Below are 17,936 nucleotides of genomic sequence, written 5' to 3'. Positions count from 1 at the left end.
TCCTTGGGCTCACGCCAGTTGGACGTCTTTGAGGAACTTGGTCATGCGTTCGCTGCGTTGCTCGAGCATGTCACGCGGTGCGGCGTCCTGGATAATCTCTCCGCCTTCCATGAACACCACACGATCGGAAAGCTTGAACGCGAAGTTCATTTCATGGGTGACGATGACCATGGTCATGCCCTCGCGAGCCAATTCCTCGATTACCGCCAGTACGTCGCCCACCAGTTCCGGGTCGAGGGCCGAGGTGGGTTCATCGAACAGCATCACCGAGGGCCGCATCGCCAGGGCGCGGGCAATCGCCACCCGTTGCTGTTGGCCGCCGGATAGCTGGTGCGGGTATTTGCCGGCGTGCTCCAGCATGCCGACCTTGCGCAACAGGGCCAGGCTCAACAGGCGCAATTCTTCGCCGCTACCATGGGCATGGTAGACCGGCGCGAGCATCACGTTCTCAAGGGCGGTTTTATGCGGGAACAGGTTGAACCCCTGGAACACCATGCCGACATGCACGATGCCGCGCATATGCACCTTGTGCCCCAGCGCGCCTTGCGGCTCCTGACTGCCACGCAGGAACGGCTGGCCTTGCAGGGTGATTTCGCCACGGTCGAGGCTTTCGAGGCCGTTCATGGTACGAATCAGCGTGGTCTTGCCAGAGCCTGACGGGCCGATGATCGACACCACCTCGCCCCAGCGCACATTCAGTTCGACGCCCTTGAGCACTTCCAGCTCGCCATAGGCCTTGCGCACCCCGCGGGCCTGCAAGGCAAACTCGCCGGGCTCGGCCTGGCCGGGGGCACGACGCGTCGCCACCTGGTCGAGCATGGCGGGGGCGATGGCCTTGGGTTTGCGCCGGGTCACGTCCAGGTGGTTCTCCAGCACCCGCAACAGCCAACTGAACACCGTCACGATGAACACGTAATAGAACGCCACGGCCAGCATGGTCTCCATCACCAGGAAGTTCTGGGTGTAGAGCTGTTGGCCCACCAGCAGGATTTCCGAAAGCGAAATCACCGACACCAGCGAGGTGAGCTTGACGATGGTGATGTATTCGTTGGCCAGTGTCGGCAACGCAACCCGCAGCGCCTGCGGCACCACAATCAACCGCTGCACGCCACGATAACCCACGCCCAGCGCCTTGCCGGCTTCGCGCTGCCCCTTGACCACCGCCAGCAGGCCGCCCCGATGGATCTCGGCGATGTAGGCCGCCTCACTCAGCACCAGGGCGATCAGGCCCGCGGAGTAGGGGTTGGACAACACCACGCTGGTGGACGGAAACACCTGCGGCAGGTTGTAGACGAAGATCAACAGCACCAGCAACGGCAGGCTGCGGAAGAACCAGATGTAGACGCCGGCGGAGTCCCGCAGCCAGCGGCGCTCCGACTGCCGCGCCAGGGCCAGGAAAAACCCCAGCACAATGCCCAGCAGCCAGGTTTCCAGGCTCAGTTCGACCACGGTGCCGACGGCTCGCCAGAAGTCGCCGTTCCATAACAAGCCCAGGGTGTAGTGCCAATCGAATTGCATAAAGGTGCTCCGCGTTTCAGTTACCCAGTGCCGCACTGATCTCGGCGGCGTTCGGCTCGGCCAGGTTGTAGCGCGCCAGCAGCTTGCCGTAGCTGCCGTCCTGCCTGATCTGGCTCAGGGCGCCGGTCAGCGCCTGGAGCAGTGCCGGGTTTTCCTTGCGCACGGCCAGGCCGACCACCACCGGGTAGATCAACTCGCTGGAGCTGATCACGGTTTTGCCTTGCAGTTTTTCCACGGTGATCTTGGCGACCGCCGCGTCTTCCATCTGCACGTCCACCGCCTGGGCGAGCAGGGCCTGGGCGGCTTCCGGAGACGTCGGGAACTCACGCGACTCGATCGCCGGCTTGCCCGCAGGGAGGCAGTAGTCCGCCGAAACCTTGTTCAGCTTTGGCACCCACGACGCGCCCTTGATCGACCCGACACGCTTGCCGCACAGGTCTTCCGGGCGCTGGGGCTTGAAGTCGCCGGCGCTGAGCACCATCAGCGAAGAACCGGTCTTCAGGTAGCTGAGGAAATCCACCTGTTTGGCGCGCTCGGGGGTGACGTACAGCGCCGAGGCCACCACGTCGAAACGCCGAGCGTTGACGCCGAGGATCAGGTTGGCGAAACGGGTGTCGAGAAAACGTGGTTTGAGCCCCAGTTGCTTGCCCATCAGTTGCATGAACTCCGGGTCGAAACCGGCCGGGGTCTTTTGCTCAAGGTAGGTGTAAGGCGGGTAGGTGAGGTCGGAGCCGATGGACAGCTCGCCCGGTTTCAGGGTGCCCTTGATTTCGGCAGCCGACAGCAGCGGCGTCACGCACGCCAGGGTGATCGCTAGCGCCAATGTGCGCAGGGTGTTCTTGCCCGTCAGACCTTTTTGCATGTTCGTCGCCTCGGTTGCTGGATGCAGGGTGATTTGGATTGTTCAACAATCCTGTATTAGCTAGTAAGCGGTTATCGTGCCAACTAATGACTTTTTCAGGTTTTTGATGGGTTTTGACGCGTGAGACAGCCGTTTTTTGCAAGCGCGCACCCCAATTCGGGGCAATTCGTTACCGGGCGCCACGTTGTGAGGCAGGCATTTCGCGGACCATAAAGGACGCACTTATTGATAAAGTGCCGATTCGAAACCATGAGTGAACAGCAATGACGTCGACCTCCCAACGCCGCTCAACCCTGATTGCCTTGTTGGTCGCCGTCACCTTCTTCATGGAGAACCTCGATGCCACCGTGATCGCGACCGCGTTGCCGGACATCGCCAAAACCTTCGGCGTGGGCGCGGTGGACGTGAACATCGGTATGAGCGCCTACATGCTCGCCGTCGCGGTGTTCATTCCCATCAGCGGCTGGCTGGCCGACCGCTTTGGCTCGCGGCGGGTATTCGGTTGGGCAATCGTGCTGTTCAGCCTGTCGTCACTGCTGTGCGGGTGGAGCGACAGCCTGCAGACCTTCGTCGCCGCGCGCGTGTTGCAGGGCATCAGCGGCGCGATGATGGTGCCGGTGGGGCGCCTGGCGGTGCTGCGGGCTACCGAGAAAAAAGACCTGGTGCGGGCGATTTCATTCATCACCTGGCCCGGCCTGGTGGCGCCGATACTCGGGCCGCCGGTGGGCGGGTTTATCGTTACCCACGCGTCCTGGCCGTGGATTTTCTACCTCAACCTGCCGCTGGGCCTGCTGGCGCTGATTGCCACGCTGGTACTGATCCCCAAACACGACGAGGTCACGTCCCGCTCATTCGATTTCAGCGGCTTCCTGCTGGTGGGTGTCGCCAGCGCGGCGCTGTTGTACGGCGTGGAACTGCTCGGGCAAAGCCGTGGCAGCTTGTTGCAGGGCCTGTTACTCAGCGCTGCAGGCGTAATGCTCGGCGCCTTTGCCTGGCGCCATATGCGCCGGCATGCCCAACCATTGCTGGCGCTGGGTGTGGTGAGTGTGCGCACGTTCAGTGTGTGCCTGTGCGGCGGGTCGATTTTCCGGGTGGCCATCAGCACCTTGCCGTTCCTGCTGCCGCTGATGTTTCAACTGGCGTTCGGCCTTTCTGCATTCGATGCGGGGTTGCTGGTGCTCGCGGTATTTGCCGGCAACCTGGCGATGAAGCCGTTCACCACGGCGGTGATGCAGCGCTGGGGCTTTCGCTCGGTGCTGATGATCAACGGCATCCTTGGCGTGCTCGCGATTGCGGCCTGTGCGCTGCTGGACGAGCGCATGAGCTGGGCGCTGATCCTGTTCATTCTGTTCGTGGGTGGCCTGTCACGCTCCATGCAGTTCACCTTGTTCAACACCCTGGGGTTCGCTGATATACCCAAGGCGCAGATGAGCGACGCCTCAACCTTGTTCAGCATGTTCTTCCAGCTGAGCATGGCCATGGGCGTGGCGATTGGCGCGCTGTTGTTACGTTTTGCCATGAATTTTCACGGCAATACCGGGCAGGCCGCCACCGCCGATTTCCAGCTGACGTTTCTTCTAGTGGCGGTGATCGCCGGCGTGGCGCTGCTGGATAACCTGCGGCTGCCGCCCCAGGCCGGTGAGTCGGTTTTGCAGCGAAAGTGAACCCACGATACCTTCGGGGTATGACGCAACACCTATTGAATATTTGACGGCTTGCGTCCCCCGCATCACTCTGCGGTGAAGTACATACGCAGGGCCCATAACAATAAAAGGCGCAACCATGACCGTGCTATTGAGTGAGCGCAGCCAGATTTTCGACCGTGCGGATGCCTATGCCGTGTCCGACTACGTCAACCAGCATGTCGGCAGCCACTGCATCCGCCTGCCGCCCAAGGGCCGCCCGCAGGCGAGCATCAGCCACCGGACCTTTTCCAGCCTGGACCTGTGCCGCATCAGCTACGGCGCGCCGGTGCGGGTGACCTCGGTGGCGCTGGAAACCATCTACCACCTGCAGATCCTGCTGCACGGCCACTGCCGCTCGAGCTCCCGTGGCGAAGAACAGGTGTTGGGCCCCGGCGAAGTGCTGCTGATCAACCCGGATGACCCGGTAGACCTGACCTATTCCGCCGACTGCGAAAAATTCATCGTCAAGGTGCCCGTGCGCCTGCTGGAAAACGCCTGCCTTGAGCAGCACTGGACGTTGCCGCAGCCGGGCATCCGTTTTGCGGCGCCGCGCCACGCACTTGCCGAAATGGGTGGGTTCCTGCAATTGCTGGGGCTGATCTGCCATGAGGCCGAAAACGCCGCCGAACCCGAAGTGCAGGGCCTGTACGAGCGCATTGTGGCGAACAAGCTGTTGGCGCTGCTGGCCAGCAACGTCCTGCGGGTGATTCCGCGACCGGATCAGGGTGGGGGCTTTGAAGCCGTGCGTCAGTTCATCGAGGAGCACCTGGCCGACGACATCAGCGTCGAACAACTGATGGCCATCGCCAGGGTCAGCGAGCGTTCGTTGTATACCTTGTTTGAACGCCAGGTCGGCCTGTCACCCCGTGACTACATGCGCCAGCGCAAGCTGGAGCGGGTGCACGCCATGCTGCAACTGGCCACGGCGCGCAGCGTGACGGAGGTGGCGCTGGATCATGGGTTTGTGCATTTGGGGCGGTTCTCCGAGGCCTATCGCAAACGCTTTGGCGAGCTGCCTTCGCAAACGTGGAAGCGCCGGCTCGCGCCAGGCGGATAACGAATTGCAGTCAGCGGATATTGAGGGGTAGGGCAAGCACATAAGGTGGGGGGGCCTGATACAAGAACAACCGAGGGCCTACCCCATGATCAGCACATTCGACCGACTCGCCCGACAATTGCGCGACTCTGTCCAGGAAGATCCCGCCACTGGGGTGTTCCGCTGCCGCCGCGACATCTTCACCGACCCCGACCTGTTTGCCCTGGAAATGAAGCACATTTTCGAAGGCGGTTGGGTCTACCTGGCGCACGAAAGCCAGGTGCCGGAGATCAACGACTACTTCACCACCTGGATCGGCCGCCAGCCCGTGGTCATCACCCGCGACAAACACGGCACGCTGCACGGCCTGGTCAACGCCTGCGCCCACCGTGGCGCGATGCTCTGCCGCCGTAAACAAGGCAACAAAGGCTCGTTTACCTGCCCGTTCCACGGCTGGACCTTCAGCAACGCCGGCAAGCTGCTCAAAGTGAAGGACGCCAAGACCGGCGCCTACCCCGACAGCTTCGACTGTGACGGCTCCCACGACTTGAAACGCCTTGGCCGCTTCGAAAACTATCGCGGCTTCCTGTTCGGCAGCCTCAGCGAGACGGTGCCGGAGCTGAGCGACTACCTGGGTGAGACCCGGGTGATCATCGACCAGATGGTCGACCAGGCCCCGCTGGGGCTGGAGGTGCTGCGGGGCAGTTCGTCATATGTGTATGACGGCAACTGGAAGCTGCAGATCGAAAACGGCGCCGACGGTTATCACGTCAGCTCCGTGCACTGGAACTACTCGGCGACCATGGGCCGGCGCAATTACGAAGCCGAAGGCACGCGCACCGTGGATGCCAATGGCTGGTCGAAAAGCCTGGGCGGCGTGTACGCCTACGAGCATGGCCATATCCTGCTGTGGACGCGCCTGCTCAACCCCGAAGTGCGTCCGGTGCATGCCCATCGCGAGGCGCTGGCCGAGCGCCTGGGCCAGGAACGCGCCGATTTTATCGTCGACCAAACCCGCAACCTGTGCCTCTACCCGAATGTGTACCTGATGGACCAGTTCTCCACGCAGATCCGCGTGGTACGGCCAATCGCGGTCGACAAGACCGAAGTCACGATCTATTGCATGGCGCCCAAGGGCGAAAGTGCCGAGGAACGCACCACGCGCATCCGCCAGTACGAAGATTTCTTCAACGTCAGCGGCATGGGTACACCGGACGACCTGGAAGAATTCCGCGCCTGCCAGACCGGCTACCAGGGCGCGACCACCTTGTGGAATGACCTCAGCCGCGGCGCCAAACAGTGGGTCGAAGGCCCTGACGAAAACGCCCGGGCCATGGGCATGAATCCGCAGCTCAGTGGCGTCAAGACCGAGGACGAAGGCCTGTTCGTGCGCCAGCACGCCCACTGGGCCCAGAGCCTGCAACGCGCTATCGAACGGGAGCAGCAAGGCTTGATCGCGACGGACAAGGAGGTGCTGGCATGAGTGCTTCCCGTGACCGCCTGCTGGACTTTCTGTACCGCGAAGCCCGCCTGCTGGATGACCGCCAGTGGGATGAGTGGCTCGAATGCTATTCACCCAAGGTCGAGTACTGGATGCCGGCCTGGGACGACCACGACACGCTGACCGAAGACCCCCAGAGAGAAATCTCGCTGATCTATTACCCCAGCCGCGACGGCCTGGAAGACCGGGTGTTCCGGATCAAGACCGAGCGCTCCAGCGCCAGCACCCCGGAGCCGCGCACCGCGCACCTGATCACCAACCTCGAAGTGCTGGCCGACGACGGGCAGCACGTGGAGTTGCGTTTCAACTGGCAAACCCTCAGCCATCGCTACAAGACCACGGATACGTACTTCGGTACCTCGTTCTATCGCCTCGATATCCGCGCCGAACAGCCGCTGATCACGCGCAAGAAGGTGGTGCTGAAAAACGACTACATCCATCAGGTCATCGATATCTACCACATCTGAGGACACGCCCATGACGTACTCCATTGCCCTGAACTTCGAGGACGGGGTAACCCGTTTCATCGACTGCAAGGTGGGTGAAAAGGTCCTCGACGCGGCCTTTCGCCAACGTATCAACCTGCCCATGGACTGCTCCGACGGTGTGTGCGGCACCTGCAAATGTCGCTGTGAAACCGGCGCCTATGATTTGGGCGACGACTACATCGAAGACGCCCTGAGCGAGGATGAAGCCGGCGAACGCCAGGTGCTCACCTGCCAGATGGTGCCGCAATCCGATTGCGTGATTGCCGTGCCGGTGCCGTCCGGTGCCTGCAAGACCGGCACCGCGCAATTTGCCGCGACGGTGGCGAGTATTACCCGGCATGCCGATGCCGCGTTGGAAGTCAGCTTCGAACTGGATCAGGCGCCGGTGTTCCTGCCGGGGCAATACGTGAATATCGGCGTGCCCGACAGTGGGCAGACCCGCGCGTATTCCTTCAGCAGTCGCCCCGGCGACAAACGCGCGAGCTTCCTGATCAAGCATGTGCCCGGCGGGTTGATGAGTGGCTGGCTGGAGCGCGCCCAACCCGGCGACGCGGTGCCGATGACCGGGCCGTTGGGCAGTTTCTACCTGCGCGAAGTGGCGCGGCCACTGCTGTTGCTGGCAGGTGGTACGGGGCTTGCGCCGTTCCTGTCGATGCTTGAAGTGTTGGCCGAGCGCGAGGAAACCCGGCCGGTCACGCTGATCTACGGCGTGACGCGGGACCAGGACCTGGTGATGGTCGAGGCGCTGGAGGCGTTCGCCCAACGCCTGCCCAACTTCGGTTTTGTCACCTGCGTGGCCGACCCCCAGACCGCGCACCCCCGGCAGGGGTATGTCACCCAGCACATGGCCGCTGACGTGCTGAACGATGGCGACGTGGATGTGTACCTGTGCGGGCCGCCACCGATGGTCGACGCGGTACGCCAGCACTTCAAGAACCAGGGCGTCACCCCCGCCAGCTTCCACTACGAGAAGTTCACCCCCAACGCCATCGTCACCGGCGACGCCGCCTGAGGAATCCCCCATGACTCCACGTTTCAACACCCAGGTTGCGCTGGTGACCGGCGCCGCCCAGGGCATCGGCCGGCGGGTTGCCGAGCGTTTGCTGGAAGAGGGCGCCTGGCTGGTGGCCGTCGATCGCTCGGAACTCGTGCATGAATTGCAGCATGAGCGGGCGCTGATCCTCACCGCCGACCTGGAGCAGCATGCCGAATGTGCCCGTGTGATGGCCGCTGCCAAGGCACGGTTCGGGCGTATCGACATCCTGGTCAACAACGTCGGCGGGACCATCTGGGCCAAGCCCTTCGAGCACTACGCCGAGAACGAAATCGAAGCCGAGGTGCGCCGCTCGCTGTTCCCGACCCTGTGGTGCTGCCATTGCGTGTTGCCCTACATGCTGGAGCAGGGCAGCGGTGCCATCGTCAATGTCTCGTCCGTGGCCACGCGCGGAGTGAACCGTGTGCCGTATGGCGCGGCCAAGGGCGGCGTCAACGCCTTGACCGCGTGCCTGGCCCTGGAGACCGCCGGCAGCGGCATTCGGGTCAACGCCACCGCACCCGGTGGCACCGAGGCGCCACCGCGCCGGATCCCGCGCAACAGCCAGCCCCAGAGCGACCAGGAGCGCGTCTGGTACCAGCAGATCGTCGACCAGACCCTCGACAGCAGCCCGATGAAGCGCTACGGCAGCATCGACGAACAAGCCGGCGCGATTCTGTTTCTGGCCTCTGATGAGGCCTCCTACATCACGGGCGTCACCTTGCCGGTAGGAGGCGGCGACCTCGGCTGACCCAGCGCCGTACCTGCAGACACTGACTCACAACAACAATAATGAGAGCACTGCCATGCGTACCCATGACGTCAATTCGATTATCGATAATGCCCATTTCAATCGTTTCCACTGGCTGGTGGTCAGCCTGTGTGCTGTGCTGTTGATCTTTGACGGTTATGACTTGTTCATCTACGGCGTGGTCTTGCCGTCGATCATGAAGGAATGGGGACTATCGCCCCTGCAGGCCGGCGCTCTGGGCAGTTATGCGCTGTTCGGGATGATGTTCGGCGCGCTGGTCTTCGGCAGCCTGGCCGACAAGTTCGGTCGCCGCAAAGGCATCGCCATCTGCTTTGCCTTGTTCAGCGTCGCCACGGTGATTAACGGTTTTGCCAGCAACCCGACTGAGTTCGGAATCTGCCGGTTTATTGCCGGGCTCGGCTGTGGCGGCCTGATGCCCAATGCGGCCGCACTGATTACCGAATACGCACCGAAGAAAATGCGCAGCATCCTGATGGCGGTGATGTTTGGCGGGTACTCGCTGGGCGGCATGCTGTCGGCCGGCGTGGGGATTTTCATGCTGCCGCGTTTTGGCTGGTCGTCCATGTTCTTCGCCGCGGCGATCCCGCTGCTGCTGATGCCGTTGATTGTGTACTGGCTGCCTGAGTCCATCGGGTTCCTGATTCGCCAGGGCCGCAAGGAACAGGCGCGTGAGCTGCTCAAGCGCCTGTCGCCGCAGACCCGGATCGACCCGCAAGACCAACTGCTCGTCAGCGCCGGTAAAGGCAAGGGCGCTTCGGTGCTGGAGTTGTTCCGACACGGCCTGGCCTTGAGGACGGCGGCGATCTGGGTCGCGTTTTTCTGCTGCCTGTTGATGGTCTACGCCCTGAGTTCCTGGCTGCCCAAACTGATGGCGGGTGCCGGTTACAGCCTGGGATCGAGCCTGTCGTTCCTGCTGGCGCTGAATTTTGGCGGCATCGCCGGGGCGCTTGTCGGTGGCTGGCTGTGTGACCGGCTTAACCTGGTGAAGGTGGTGATCGGTTTCTTTATCGCCGCGCTGCTCTCCATCAGCCTGCTGGGTATCAAGAGCCCGATGCCGGTCCTGTACCTGCTGATCTTTTTTGCCGGCGCCACCACCATCGGCACGCAAATCCTGCTGTACGCCGGCGCCGCACAACTCTATGGCTTGAACATTCGAGCCACCGGCCTGGGCTGGGCTTCCGGTATCGGTCGTACCGGCGCCATCGTCGGCCCGCTGCTGGGCGGCGCGCTGATGGGGATTGAACTGCCGCTGCACCTGAACTTCATGGCCTTTGCCATCCCCGGGGCCATCGCCGTGCTGGCGATGACGGCGTATGCGCTGAATGAGCGTCGGGGCCGGCAGGAGGTGATCGCCGCCCCGGCGCAGTAACTGTCGATAACAATAACTAAGAGCAACGACATGAACACACAACGTATCTGGCTATCCCTGTTGGGCGTGCCCCTTGCGGCGACGGCGGCCGAGGGCGGGTTTTTCGAGGACTCCACCGCCACCTTGCAGGCGCGCAACTATTACTTCAGCCGCGATTTCTCGGACATCGTCGGCGCCAACAAGCAATCAAAGGCAGAGGAGTGGGGCCAGGGTTTTATCCTGACCTATAAATCCGGCTACACCCCGGGGCCCGTGGGCTTTGGCCTGGATGCCCTGGGCACCCTCGGCCTCAAGCTCGACAGCAGCCCGGACCGCACCAATACCGGCCTGCTCCCGGTCAAGGGCGACGGCAGCGCCCCGCATGATTACAGCCGTTTGGGCCTGACCTTCAAGGCCAGGTTTTCCAGGACCGAATTGAAGGTCGGCGAACTGCAACCGAACCTGCCGGTGCTGGCCTTCAGCGATATCCGCTTGCTGCCGCCGAGCTATCAGGGCGTGAGTGTCAGCTCCGGCGAAATCGCCGGCCTTGCGCTACAGGCCGGGCACTTGACCACCACCCGCCTGCGCAACGAAGCCGGCGACGAGAAAATGATCGCCATGCTCGGCCATGTGCCGCAACGCGGCGCTGAAAGTGATGGGTTCAACTACGTCGGCGGCGACTACGCCTTCAACACCAACCGCACCAGCGTCAGCTACTGGCATGGCCAACTCAAGGACATCTACCGCCAGGACTTTGTCGGCCTCAAGCACAGCCAGCCAATGGGTGAGTGGACGCTCGGCGCCAACCTCGGCTACTACGATGCGCGGGAAGACGGCGACAAACTGCTCGGCAAGATCGACAACCAGGCGTTTTTCTCGCTGCTGTCGGCCAAGCATGGCGGCCATATCTTCTACGTCGGTTATCAAGCCATGTATGGCGACAGTGCCTTCCCGCGGGTCTTCGCCAACATCACGCCGCTGGGCAACGAAGTACCCACCTACGAGTTTGCCTACACCGACGAGCGCTCCTGGCAAGTGCGGTACGACTATGACTTCGTGGCGCTGGGCATTCCGGGGCTGACCACCACCGTGCGTTATATCACCGGTAACAACGTGACCACCGGCGCGGGTTATGAAGGCAAGGATCGCGAGCGCGACCTGGATATCGGCTATGTGGTGCAAAGCGGCACATTGAGCGGCCTGGGCATCCGAGTGCGTAACGTCATGGCTCGTTCAAACTACCGCAGCGACATCGACGAGAACCGGCTGATCCTCAGTTACACCTGGAAGCTGCTTTAAACCCCGCCCTGGCACGTGCCCATGACCTGGTAGTTGAGGGTGTGGCTGACGCCCTGGCTGTCGAGATACACCATGGTCGCCGGTTCTACCTGGCAACTGCCCGGCACGGGCGTGATTGAAACAACGTGTTGGATATCCAGCGCTTCATTGCTGCCGGCCGCCATGGCGCCGGCGGCGGTGAAAAACAGGAGCAGGCTGAGCCATTTGATATTCATGATGAGTTCCTCTGTGAGTAGGGTTCATTTTAGTGATTGCCGCAGCGGGATAAAGACAGGAACAGGTGAATGACTCGTACGTATCACGTAGCAATCGAGGGGCAATGTTGATGGATTTGCTCAATGGCATGCGGGTGTTTGCCCGGGTTGTCGACACTGGCAGCTTTGCCGCAGCGGCCGAGGCGCTGGACCTGTCCGGGGCACACGTATCACGGTTGATCTGCGAGCTGGAAAAACACCTGCAGACCCGCCTGTTGCAACGCACCACCCGACGCCTGGGCCTTACCGATTCGGGCGAGCGCTTTCTGTTGCGCTGTCGCGACATTCTTGAAGACGTCAGGGAGGCCACGGCAGAAGCCAGCGGCGCGCACCTCAACCCGCGCGGGCGATTGCGGGTGCATTGCATGAGCGGGTTGGGGGTGCTGATCACGCCGCTGATTGCCCGCTACAGCGAGCAATACCCGGACGTGTCCATCGAGTTGACCCTGTCCCAGCACAACCCGGACCCGCTTGAAGAGGGTCACGACGTGGTGATCTCCATCGCCCATTCGTTGCCGGATTCGGCGCTGGTCAGCCAGACGATCGGGCAGTTGTTCAGTGTGCCCTGTGCGGCACCGGGGTATCTGGCCCGGTACGGCGTGCCCGAGCATCCGCAGCAGTTGATGCAGCATCGACGGTTGCATCTGCAGGATTTCCAGGAGGATGCGTGGTTGTTCAAGGGGCAAGAGGGCGAGATTGCGATTTCGCCGGGTGACACCTTCAGGACCAATGTCGCGGATGCGATGGTCAAGGCGACGCAGGAAGGCATGGGCATCAGTCTGTTGCCGTTTTTCAGTGCAAGCGCGGCACTGCGGGAAGGTTCGCTGGTACGGCTGTTGCCCGACTATCGGCTAAGGGAGCGCAGCATTTTCGCGGTGTATCCGTCGAGGCGTTTTTTGGATGCCAAGGTGCGCACGTGGGTCGCGTTTTTGCAGGTGCAATTGCCGGTGTTGCTGGCGGAGCAGGTGAACGTGATTGAGGCTCCCCGAGGCTAGCGCGTTGCAGTACGACGGATATAACGCGCCGGCGACGAGCCCAGCGTCTTGCGAAACATGCTGATGAACGAACTGACCGACTCATACCCCAGCGCCTCGGCGGTCCGTTGCACCGATTCGCCCTCGGCCAGGCTCTGCAAGGCCACGATGATTTGCCATTGTTTGCGCCATTGGCCAAAAGTCAGGCCTGTTTCGCTCTTGACCAGGCGGGCCAGGGAGCGCTCGCTCATGGCCACCTGGCGTGCCCACTGGGCCATGGTGCAACGGTTTGACGGGGCCTGGGCCAGGCCGCGGGCGATGAAGCGCAACTGCGTAGCAGCGGGGAGCGGCAGGTACAACTGCTCCGAAGGAGCCAGTTCCAGTTGTTCAAGGAGCACGCTCGCCAGGCGCGAATTGGCAGAGGCAGGCGGATAATCCTGGGGCTGGGCGCTCAGGTGCAGGATCAACGCCAGGACCAGCGGCGAAAGCACCAGCGTGCAGCATTTCTCCGGTAGCGCGGCGGCGCCGGGCTCGACAAACAGATAGCCGATCCTGCCGTTGGCGGTCACCCGGTTGCTGTGGGCGATACCGCCCGGAATCCACACGCCGAAGCCCGACGGCACCATCCACACGCCATCCTCTACGGTACACACGATACCGCCGTGATATGCCACCACCAGTTGGCCTTTGCGGTGGCTGTGCACGGGGAATTCGGTGTCGTTGCGCTGGCTGCCGAGCATCAACGCGACGGCGGGCTGATCAAAACTGTCCAGTTCGAATTGATCAACGCCCTGGAGCTTCATCTCGCCCATGTTGCACCGCCTCGATTGTCTGAAATTGATTATATCCTGGCAGCATACTCAATATCGGCACGACCTTGCAGTCCCTACCATCTTCATCAAGGCGATCAAGGTGATTGCCGACTGCGAGATTCAACCGATGCTCAGCGAAATCACGATTGCCCACCTCTACATTCCTCCGTTCTTGCTCTACGTCGGCGTTGCAGCCCTGGTGTACGGGCTACTGGAGCGGGCCCTGCGGCGCTGGCTGGATTGGGCCTGGCACCCCAGCCTGGCGCGTTTCTTTGTGTCGCTGATCGTGCTCTCGACCTTGGTTCTGAGCTTTTGAGGGCAGCGCGATGATCATCAAACACATCCTCAAGACCCTCGTCACCCTGGTGCTCGGGCTGGCCGCATTGCTGTTCTGCACGCAACTGTGGCGTGCCTATGAGTTGGCCCCCTGGACGCGGGACGGGCGTGTCAGCGCACAAGTTATCCGTATTGCCCCCGAGGTGTCCGGCCAGGTCGAACACCTGCTGGTGGGCGACAACCAGTGGGTCGCCAAGGGCGCGTTGCTGTACCAGATCGATCGCAGCAGCTACTTGCTTGCCCAGCAACAGCGCACGGCCGAGCTTGCCGAGGCGCGCAGTGTTTTCGAGCAGCGCAGTGCACAGCTCAAACGCCGCAACCAGCTCGGCGATGCGATTGCGCGGGAGGAAACCGACAACGCAGCCCGGGACCTGGCGGTGGCCAGGGCGCGCCTGGATGCGGCCCGCAGCCAACTGGCCCATGCGCGGCTGGATCTGGACCGCACGACGATTCGTTCGCCGGTCGACGGCTATGTGACCCAGTTGCGGCTGCAGCCGGGTGACTACGCGGCAGCGGGCGAGACCAATATCTTTGTGGTCGATAGCCATAGCTTCTGGGTCACCGGTTACTTCGAGGAGACCAAGCTGGCTGGTGTTCGGGTGGGGGCTGTGACGTCCATCAAGCTGATGGGTTTTTCACCGCTGCTCGAAGGGCATGTGGCGAGCATTGGTCGGGGCATTGCCGACGGTAACGAGCTGCGCAGTAACAGTGGTTTGCCCCAGGTGGCGCCTACGTTCAGCTGGATACGCCTGGCCCAGCGCGTGCCCGTGCGGATTGAACTGGACAAGGTGCCGCCCGGTGTGGAGCTGGCGGCGGGGATGACCGCCAGCATCGAGGTTGCCGAGGAGGGCACGGCGCCGCGCTGGAGGCTGGTGCAATGGCTTCAGGCGTTCATGTGATGCTCCGTGCACTGCGCATGCTGGGGGCATGGGAAGCTGCTACCTCGGGCTATGTGCTGCGTAGTCTTTTGGCGGCCTCATTGGCCCTGTGGCTGGGGTTCCAATTACACCTGGATTCGCCGTTCTCGGCCGCCTCAACCGTGTTGTTGCTGATCCATCCGCTGCAGGGGGCAGTGGTTGGCAAGGGCTTCCACCGGGCACTGGGCACCCTCGTGGGGTTGGCTGTGGCATTGGTCCTGACCAGCCTGTTCGCCCAGCAAATGCTGCTGTTTATCCTCGGGATCGGGGTATGGCTGGGCCTTTGTGTCGGCGCCATGACCGTGTTTCGGCACTACCAGGCCACGGCGGCGGTGGTCGCCGGCTACACCGTTTGCCTGGCCCTGGGGCCCGCCATCGTCGCGCCACAGCAAGGTTTCGAACATATCGTCGGGCGGGGCACGGCCGTTGTTCTGGGGGTGTTGAGCCTGAGCCTGGTGGCCACATTATTCAGCCGCAAGACCGTCGAGCGCACACTGACCATGGCACTTCGCGACGTCTCGTCGCGCACCCTGCGGTTATTGGCCGTGCGGTTTGACGGCGGGCCGGCGCGTGCGCAGGACCCGCTGGCCATCGATATCAGCAAAGTGGACGACCTTCTCGGGATTGGTCGGGGCGAGTCGGTGCTGATCCGCGCCAGGCTGGCGACCCTGCAGGCAGGACTTGCGTATCTGCATGCCGTGGTGCTCGACGAATGTGCGATACCTTCGCACGCTGGAATCGGCGCACAGTTGCGCCAGCTGGCTGAAGCCATGCCCGGGTTTTGCGTGGCGGCCGATCGTGTCCGGGAGCTGCAAGCCAGCCTTGAACCAGGCGCGAGCCAGCGGCGTCTGAATGAACCATTGGCCGAACTGGCCAGCGCCTTGTCGAGTTTTGCCTGCCTTGAGCGCGCGCCCCTGCCGCCGGCCCGCGCCGTGGGGTTTCACCGACACTACGGCGCTGCACTGCGTAACGGTGTGCGAGCGTTGCTGGCCACGCTGGCGACCGGTGCTGTCTGGTACCTCACCGGCTGGGACCAGGGGCCAACCTTGCTGGCCGTACTGGGTCCGTTCTGCACCTTGTTGGCCACCAGCGCGGCGCCCGAGCAAGGCATTGCGAGCCTTGCCAGGGGAACCTTCTACGCAATCCTGGCAGCGGCGGGGTGCAAGTTCCTGCTGTTGCCGCACATCAGCGGGTTCGGGTTGCTCACGGTGGTGCTGGTTGCGTTCTGGGCGGTCGGGATTCATGCCACGACCCGGCCGCGCCATGCCCTGCAAGGCGTCGCCTACCTGATTACGTTCAACACCCTGGTCGGCACCGCCGGGACCGCCCAATACGACTTCGCTGACTTCGTGAATCAAGCCCTGGCCTGGATGGTGACGCTCGCTATCTGCCTGCTGGCCTTCCAGTTGCTGCCGGGGAAACCCGCCAGCCACGCCGACGTCCTGAGGACCGCGCTGCACAAAGACACGCGCCAGTTACTGCGTCGCTGGCACCGCATGGATCTTCTGAAGTGGCAGGCCACGCAACAGCACCGGATGGTTGCCCTGCAAGCGCTGTCGGGCGCCGATGAGGCCGGTGCCGTCTCGCTTCAACTGGGTCGACAGTTAAGGTTGCTGCACCGCAAGACACGCGACCTGGAGCCTGATTCGTCAATCGCCAGGTGTGTGCAAGCGGGCGATCGGCGTATTGCCAGATATGCCTTCGATTCAGCGATCAGCGCGGCCCAGGCCCGGCGTACGTCGAGATCACTGATCCGCCTTGGTGCCCGCGACCTGGCTGCTTGTTACCGGGATTTGGCGGGGTTGCTCGACCAATACCAGCGTGCCGATATCCGAACCCGTTTCAGCTAAAACAACGAAGGTGAGATGAAATGAAGCAACTCCTTATCTGGACGCTTTTCGGGATGATTGTGTCTGTGCCAATGGCGGTGCAGGCATCGGACGGGGCTGAGGCGCTGGCCCGCTGGCAACAGCAATTCAAACAAGAGCAAAAAAAGCTCGCCGAGCATCGGGCGCCTGGCCGTGATTCAAGGCCCAAGGCCGATCGCCAGCGATGAGCCGGTTCCCGGGGAATTGCAATCTGTTCAGAGCGAAGTGACGAGTTCGGTGTGATGCCCGGCGGTGCTGTTGCTTTATAGGCTGTCCGGGTCGCCAAAGAACATCTGAATCCGCGACCTTAACCACCGTTCCCCCGGATCATTGTCCTGGGACCCACGCCACGCCATGTGCAATTCAAAGGTGCGCACCGGCAGTGGCGGCTCCTCAGCTCGCAAGCCACCCGCTGAAGTCAACGCTTCAGCGGCATAGTCCGGCACGGTCGCGACAATATCGGTGCCCGCCAGCAATGTCCCGAGCCCATTGAACTGCGGCACAGCCAGCACGACATGGCGCTTGCGGCCCAGTTTTTCCAGTTCTTCATCCAGAAACCCGCTCAAATCCCCGGCAAACGACACCAGAGCATGGGGCCGGGCGCAGAAGTCATCCAGGCTCATGGAGCCCGGCATGCTGTCGGCTCGCAACAGCATCGGCTTGCTGCGGCGCAGGACTTTGCGTTTGGCGTTGGCTGGCAAATCGGTGGTGTAGCTCACGCCGATGGAGATTTCGCCGGAGGCCAGCAGGCCGGGCATCAGGATGTAGTTGACGCGGCGCACTACCAGCACGATGCCGGGGGCTTCGGCCCGCAGGCGCTTGAGCAGCAGCGGCAGCAGGGCGAATTCGACGTCGTCCGACAGGCCGATGCGGAATACCGCGGTGCTGGTGGCCGGGTCGAATTCGGAGGCGCGGCTGACGGCCGTGGAAATCGAGTCCAGGGCCGGGGAGAGCAGGGCGAAGATTTCTACCGCACGGGCCGAGGGCTCCATGCTGCGTCCGGTACGCACGAACAACGGGTCGTCGAACAGGCCGCGCAGGCGTGACAGGGCTGCGCTGATGGCCGGCTGGCCAAGGAACAGTTTCTCGGCAGCGCGGGTCACACTGCGCTCATGCATCAAGGTTTCGAATACGATCAACAGGTTGAGGTCGACACGACGCAGGTCGTTACGGTTCATCTTGTGTCCCAGGCGGCGTCAGTAAACTTGACGGGAGCGGTCATATAAGAACAAT

At 62.5% G+C, this 17,936-nt stretch carries 18 protein-coding genes; 13 read left to right on the top strand and 5 right to left on the bottom strand.

The window, feature by feature from the left end; all coding sequences use genetic code 11:
- Nucleotides 1-9: 9 nt before the first annotated feature.
- A complete protein-coding gene (locus tag HX801_RS05360; protein ID WP_087694530.1) occupies nt 10-1,518 on the bottom strand; it encodes an amino acid ABC transporter permease/ATP-binding protein in 1,509 nt (502 codons plus the stop codon).
- Nucleotides 1,519-1,534: 16 nt separating this feature from the next.
- On the bottom strand, nt 1,535-2,380 hold the full coding sequence (locus HX801_RS05355) for an ABC transporter substrate-binding protein (protein ID WP_177021726.1): 846 nt from the start codon (nt 2,378-2,380) through the stop codon (nt 1,535-1,537).
- A 263-nt stretch (nt 2,381-2,643) separates the two neighbouring features.
- Between HX801_RS05355 and HX801_RS05350 the strand changes: the two genes are divergently transcribed.
- The 8 genes from HX801_RS05350 to HX801_RS05315 all read left to right on the top strand — a co-directional run bounded on the left by HX801_RS05350 (nt 2,644) and on the right by HX801_RS05315 (nt 11,542).
- Nucleotides 2,644-4,044, top strand: coding sequence for a DHA2 family efflux MFS transporter permease subunit (locus tag HX801_RS05350; RefSeq protein WP_102604625.1), 1,401 nt, complete (start codon nt 2,644-2,646; stop codon nt 4,042-4,044).
- A gap of 118 nt (nt 4,045-4,162) precedes the next feature.
- Nucleotides 4,163-5,122, top strand: coding sequence for an AraC family transcriptional regulator (locus HX801_RS05345; protein WP_008433834.1), 960 nt, complete (start codon nt 4,163-4,165; stop codon nt 5,120-5,122).
- 85 nt (nt 5,123-5,207) lie between these two features.
- Entirely contained in the window at nt 5,208-6,584 is a 1,377-nt protein-coding gene (locus HX801_RS05340) for a Rieske 2Fe-2S domain-containing protein (protein ID WP_003210841.1), read from the top strand.
- Complete coding sequence (benB, locus tag HX801_RS05335) at nt 6,581-7,069, top strand: benzoate 1,2-dioxygenase small subunit (protein ID WP_102604627.1); 489 nt, start codon at nt 6,581-6,583, stop codon at nt 7,067-7,069. Before HX801_RS05340 ends, benB begins: the two co-directional genes overlap by 4 nt.
- A 10-nt stretch (nt 7,070-7,079) precedes the next feature.
- Nucleotides 7,080-8,102 carry a benzoate 1,2-dioxygenase electron transfer component BenC gene (gene benC / locus HX801_RS05330; protein ID WP_177021725.1) on the top strand — a complete coding sequence of 341 codons (1,023 nt, stop codon included), beginning with the start codon at nt 7,080-7,082 and terminating at the stop codon, nt 8,100-8,102.
- A 10-nt stretch (nt 8,103-8,112) separates the two neighbouring features.
- Nucleotides 8,113-8,874 (top strand): 1,6-dihydroxycyclohexa-2,4-diene-1-carboxylate dehydrogenase, encoded by a 762-nt coding sequence (locus HX801_RS05325; protein ID WP_008433831.1) that lies wholly within the window; start codon nt 8,113-8,115, stop codon nt 8,872-8,874.
- A gap of 55 nt (nt 8,875-8,929) precedes the next feature.
- Nucleotides 8,930-10,264 carry an MFS transporter gene (locus HX801_RS05320; RefSeq protein ID WP_008433830.1) on the top strand — a complete coding sequence of 445 codons (1,335 nt, stop codon included), beginning with the start codon at nt 8,930-8,932 and terminating at the stop codon, nt 10,262-10,264.
- A 30-nt stretch (nt 10,265-10,294) separates the two neighbouring features.
- A complete protein-coding gene (locus HX801_RS05315) occupies nt 10,295-11,542 on the top strand; it encodes an OprD family porin (RefSeq protein ID WP_102604629.1) in 1,248 nt (415 codons plus the stop codon).
- Here the strand turns inward: HX801_RS05315 and HX801_RS05310 are convergent.
- A complete protein-coding gene (locus HX801_RS05310) occupies nt 11,539-11,757 on the bottom strand; it encodes a DUF2790 domain-containing protein (protein WP_008433828.1) in 219 nt (72 codons plus the stop codon). The two genes, HX801_RS05315 and HX801_RS05310, sit on opposite strands and share 4 nt — an antisense overlap.
- Nucleotides 11,758-11,867: 110 nt before the next feature.
- Here HX801_RS05310 and HX801_RS05305 point away from each other — a divergent pair, with 110 nt between their 5' ends.
- Entirely contained in the window at nt 11,868-12,791 is a 924-nt protein-coding gene (locus tag HX801_RS05305) for a LysR family transcriptional regulator (RefSeq protein WP_177021724.1), read from the top strand.
- Here HX801_RS05305 and HX801_RS05300 read toward each other — a convergent pair.
- The gene (locus tag HX801_RS05300; protein WP_177021723.1) at nt 12,788-13,582 is read right to left on the bottom strand and encodes a helix-turn-helix domain-containing protein; all 795 of its coding nucleotides are present in this window, start codon (nt 13,580-13,582) and stop codon (nt 12,788-12,790) included. The two genes, HX801_RS05305 and HX801_RS05300, sit on opposite strands and share 4 nt — an antisense overlap.
- A gap of 127 nt (nt 13,583-13,709) precedes the next feature.
- Between HX801_RS05300 and HX801_RS32210 the strand changes: the two genes are divergently transcribed.
- The 4 genes from HX801_RS32210 to HX801_RS05280 are packed head-to-tail and all read left to right on the top strand — an operon-like array spanning nt 13,710 to nt 16,891.
- On the top strand, nt 13,710-13,898 hold the full coding sequence (locus tag HX801_RS32210) for a DUF1656 domain-containing protein (protein ID WP_032899212.1): 189 nt from the start codon (nt 13,710-13,712) through the stop codon (nt 13,896-13,898).
- 10 nt (nt 13,899-13,908) lie between these two features.
- Nucleotides 13,909-14,817, top strand: coding sequence for an HlyD family secretion protein (locus tag HX801_RS05290; protein WP_177020820.1), 909 nt, complete (start codon nt 13,909-13,911; stop codon nt 14,815-14,817).
- On the top strand, nt 14,817-16,685 hold the full coding sequence (locus tag HX801_RS05285) for an FUSC family protein (protein WP_177021722.1): 1,869 nt from the start codon (nt 14,817-14,819) through the stop codon (nt 16,683-16,685). The genes HX801_RS05290 and HX801_RS05285 overlap by 1 nt, the downstream gene beginning before the upstream one ends.
- A 20-nt stretch (nt 16,686-16,705) precedes the next feature.
- On the top strand, nt 16,706-16,891 hold the full coding sequence (locus tag HX801_RS05280) for a hypothetical protein (protein WP_003217145.1): 186 nt from the start codon (nt 16,706-16,708) through the stop codon (nt 16,889-16,891).
- Between the two features lie 75 nt (nt 16,892-16,966).
- Here the strand turns inward: HX801_RS05280 and HX801_RS05275 are convergent, their stop codons facing one another.
- Nucleotides 16,967-17,881: a LysR family transcriptional regulator gene (locus HX801_RS05275; protein WP_003217142.1), complete on the bottom strand. Its 915-nt coding sequence runs from the start codon at nt 17,879-17,881 to the stop codon at nt 16,967-16,969.
- Nucleotides 17,882-17,936: the final 55 nt, after the last annotated feature.

Source organism: Pseudomonas sp. G1002, assembly GCF_013385455.1.
In the GTDB taxonomy this organism is placed as follows: Bacteria; Pseudomonadota; Gammaproteobacteria; order Pseudomonadales; family Pseudomonadaceae; genus Aquipseudomonas.
Note: the sequence above shows the minus strand (reverse complement) of the source record. Positions and strands in the feature narration are given on the sequence as shown.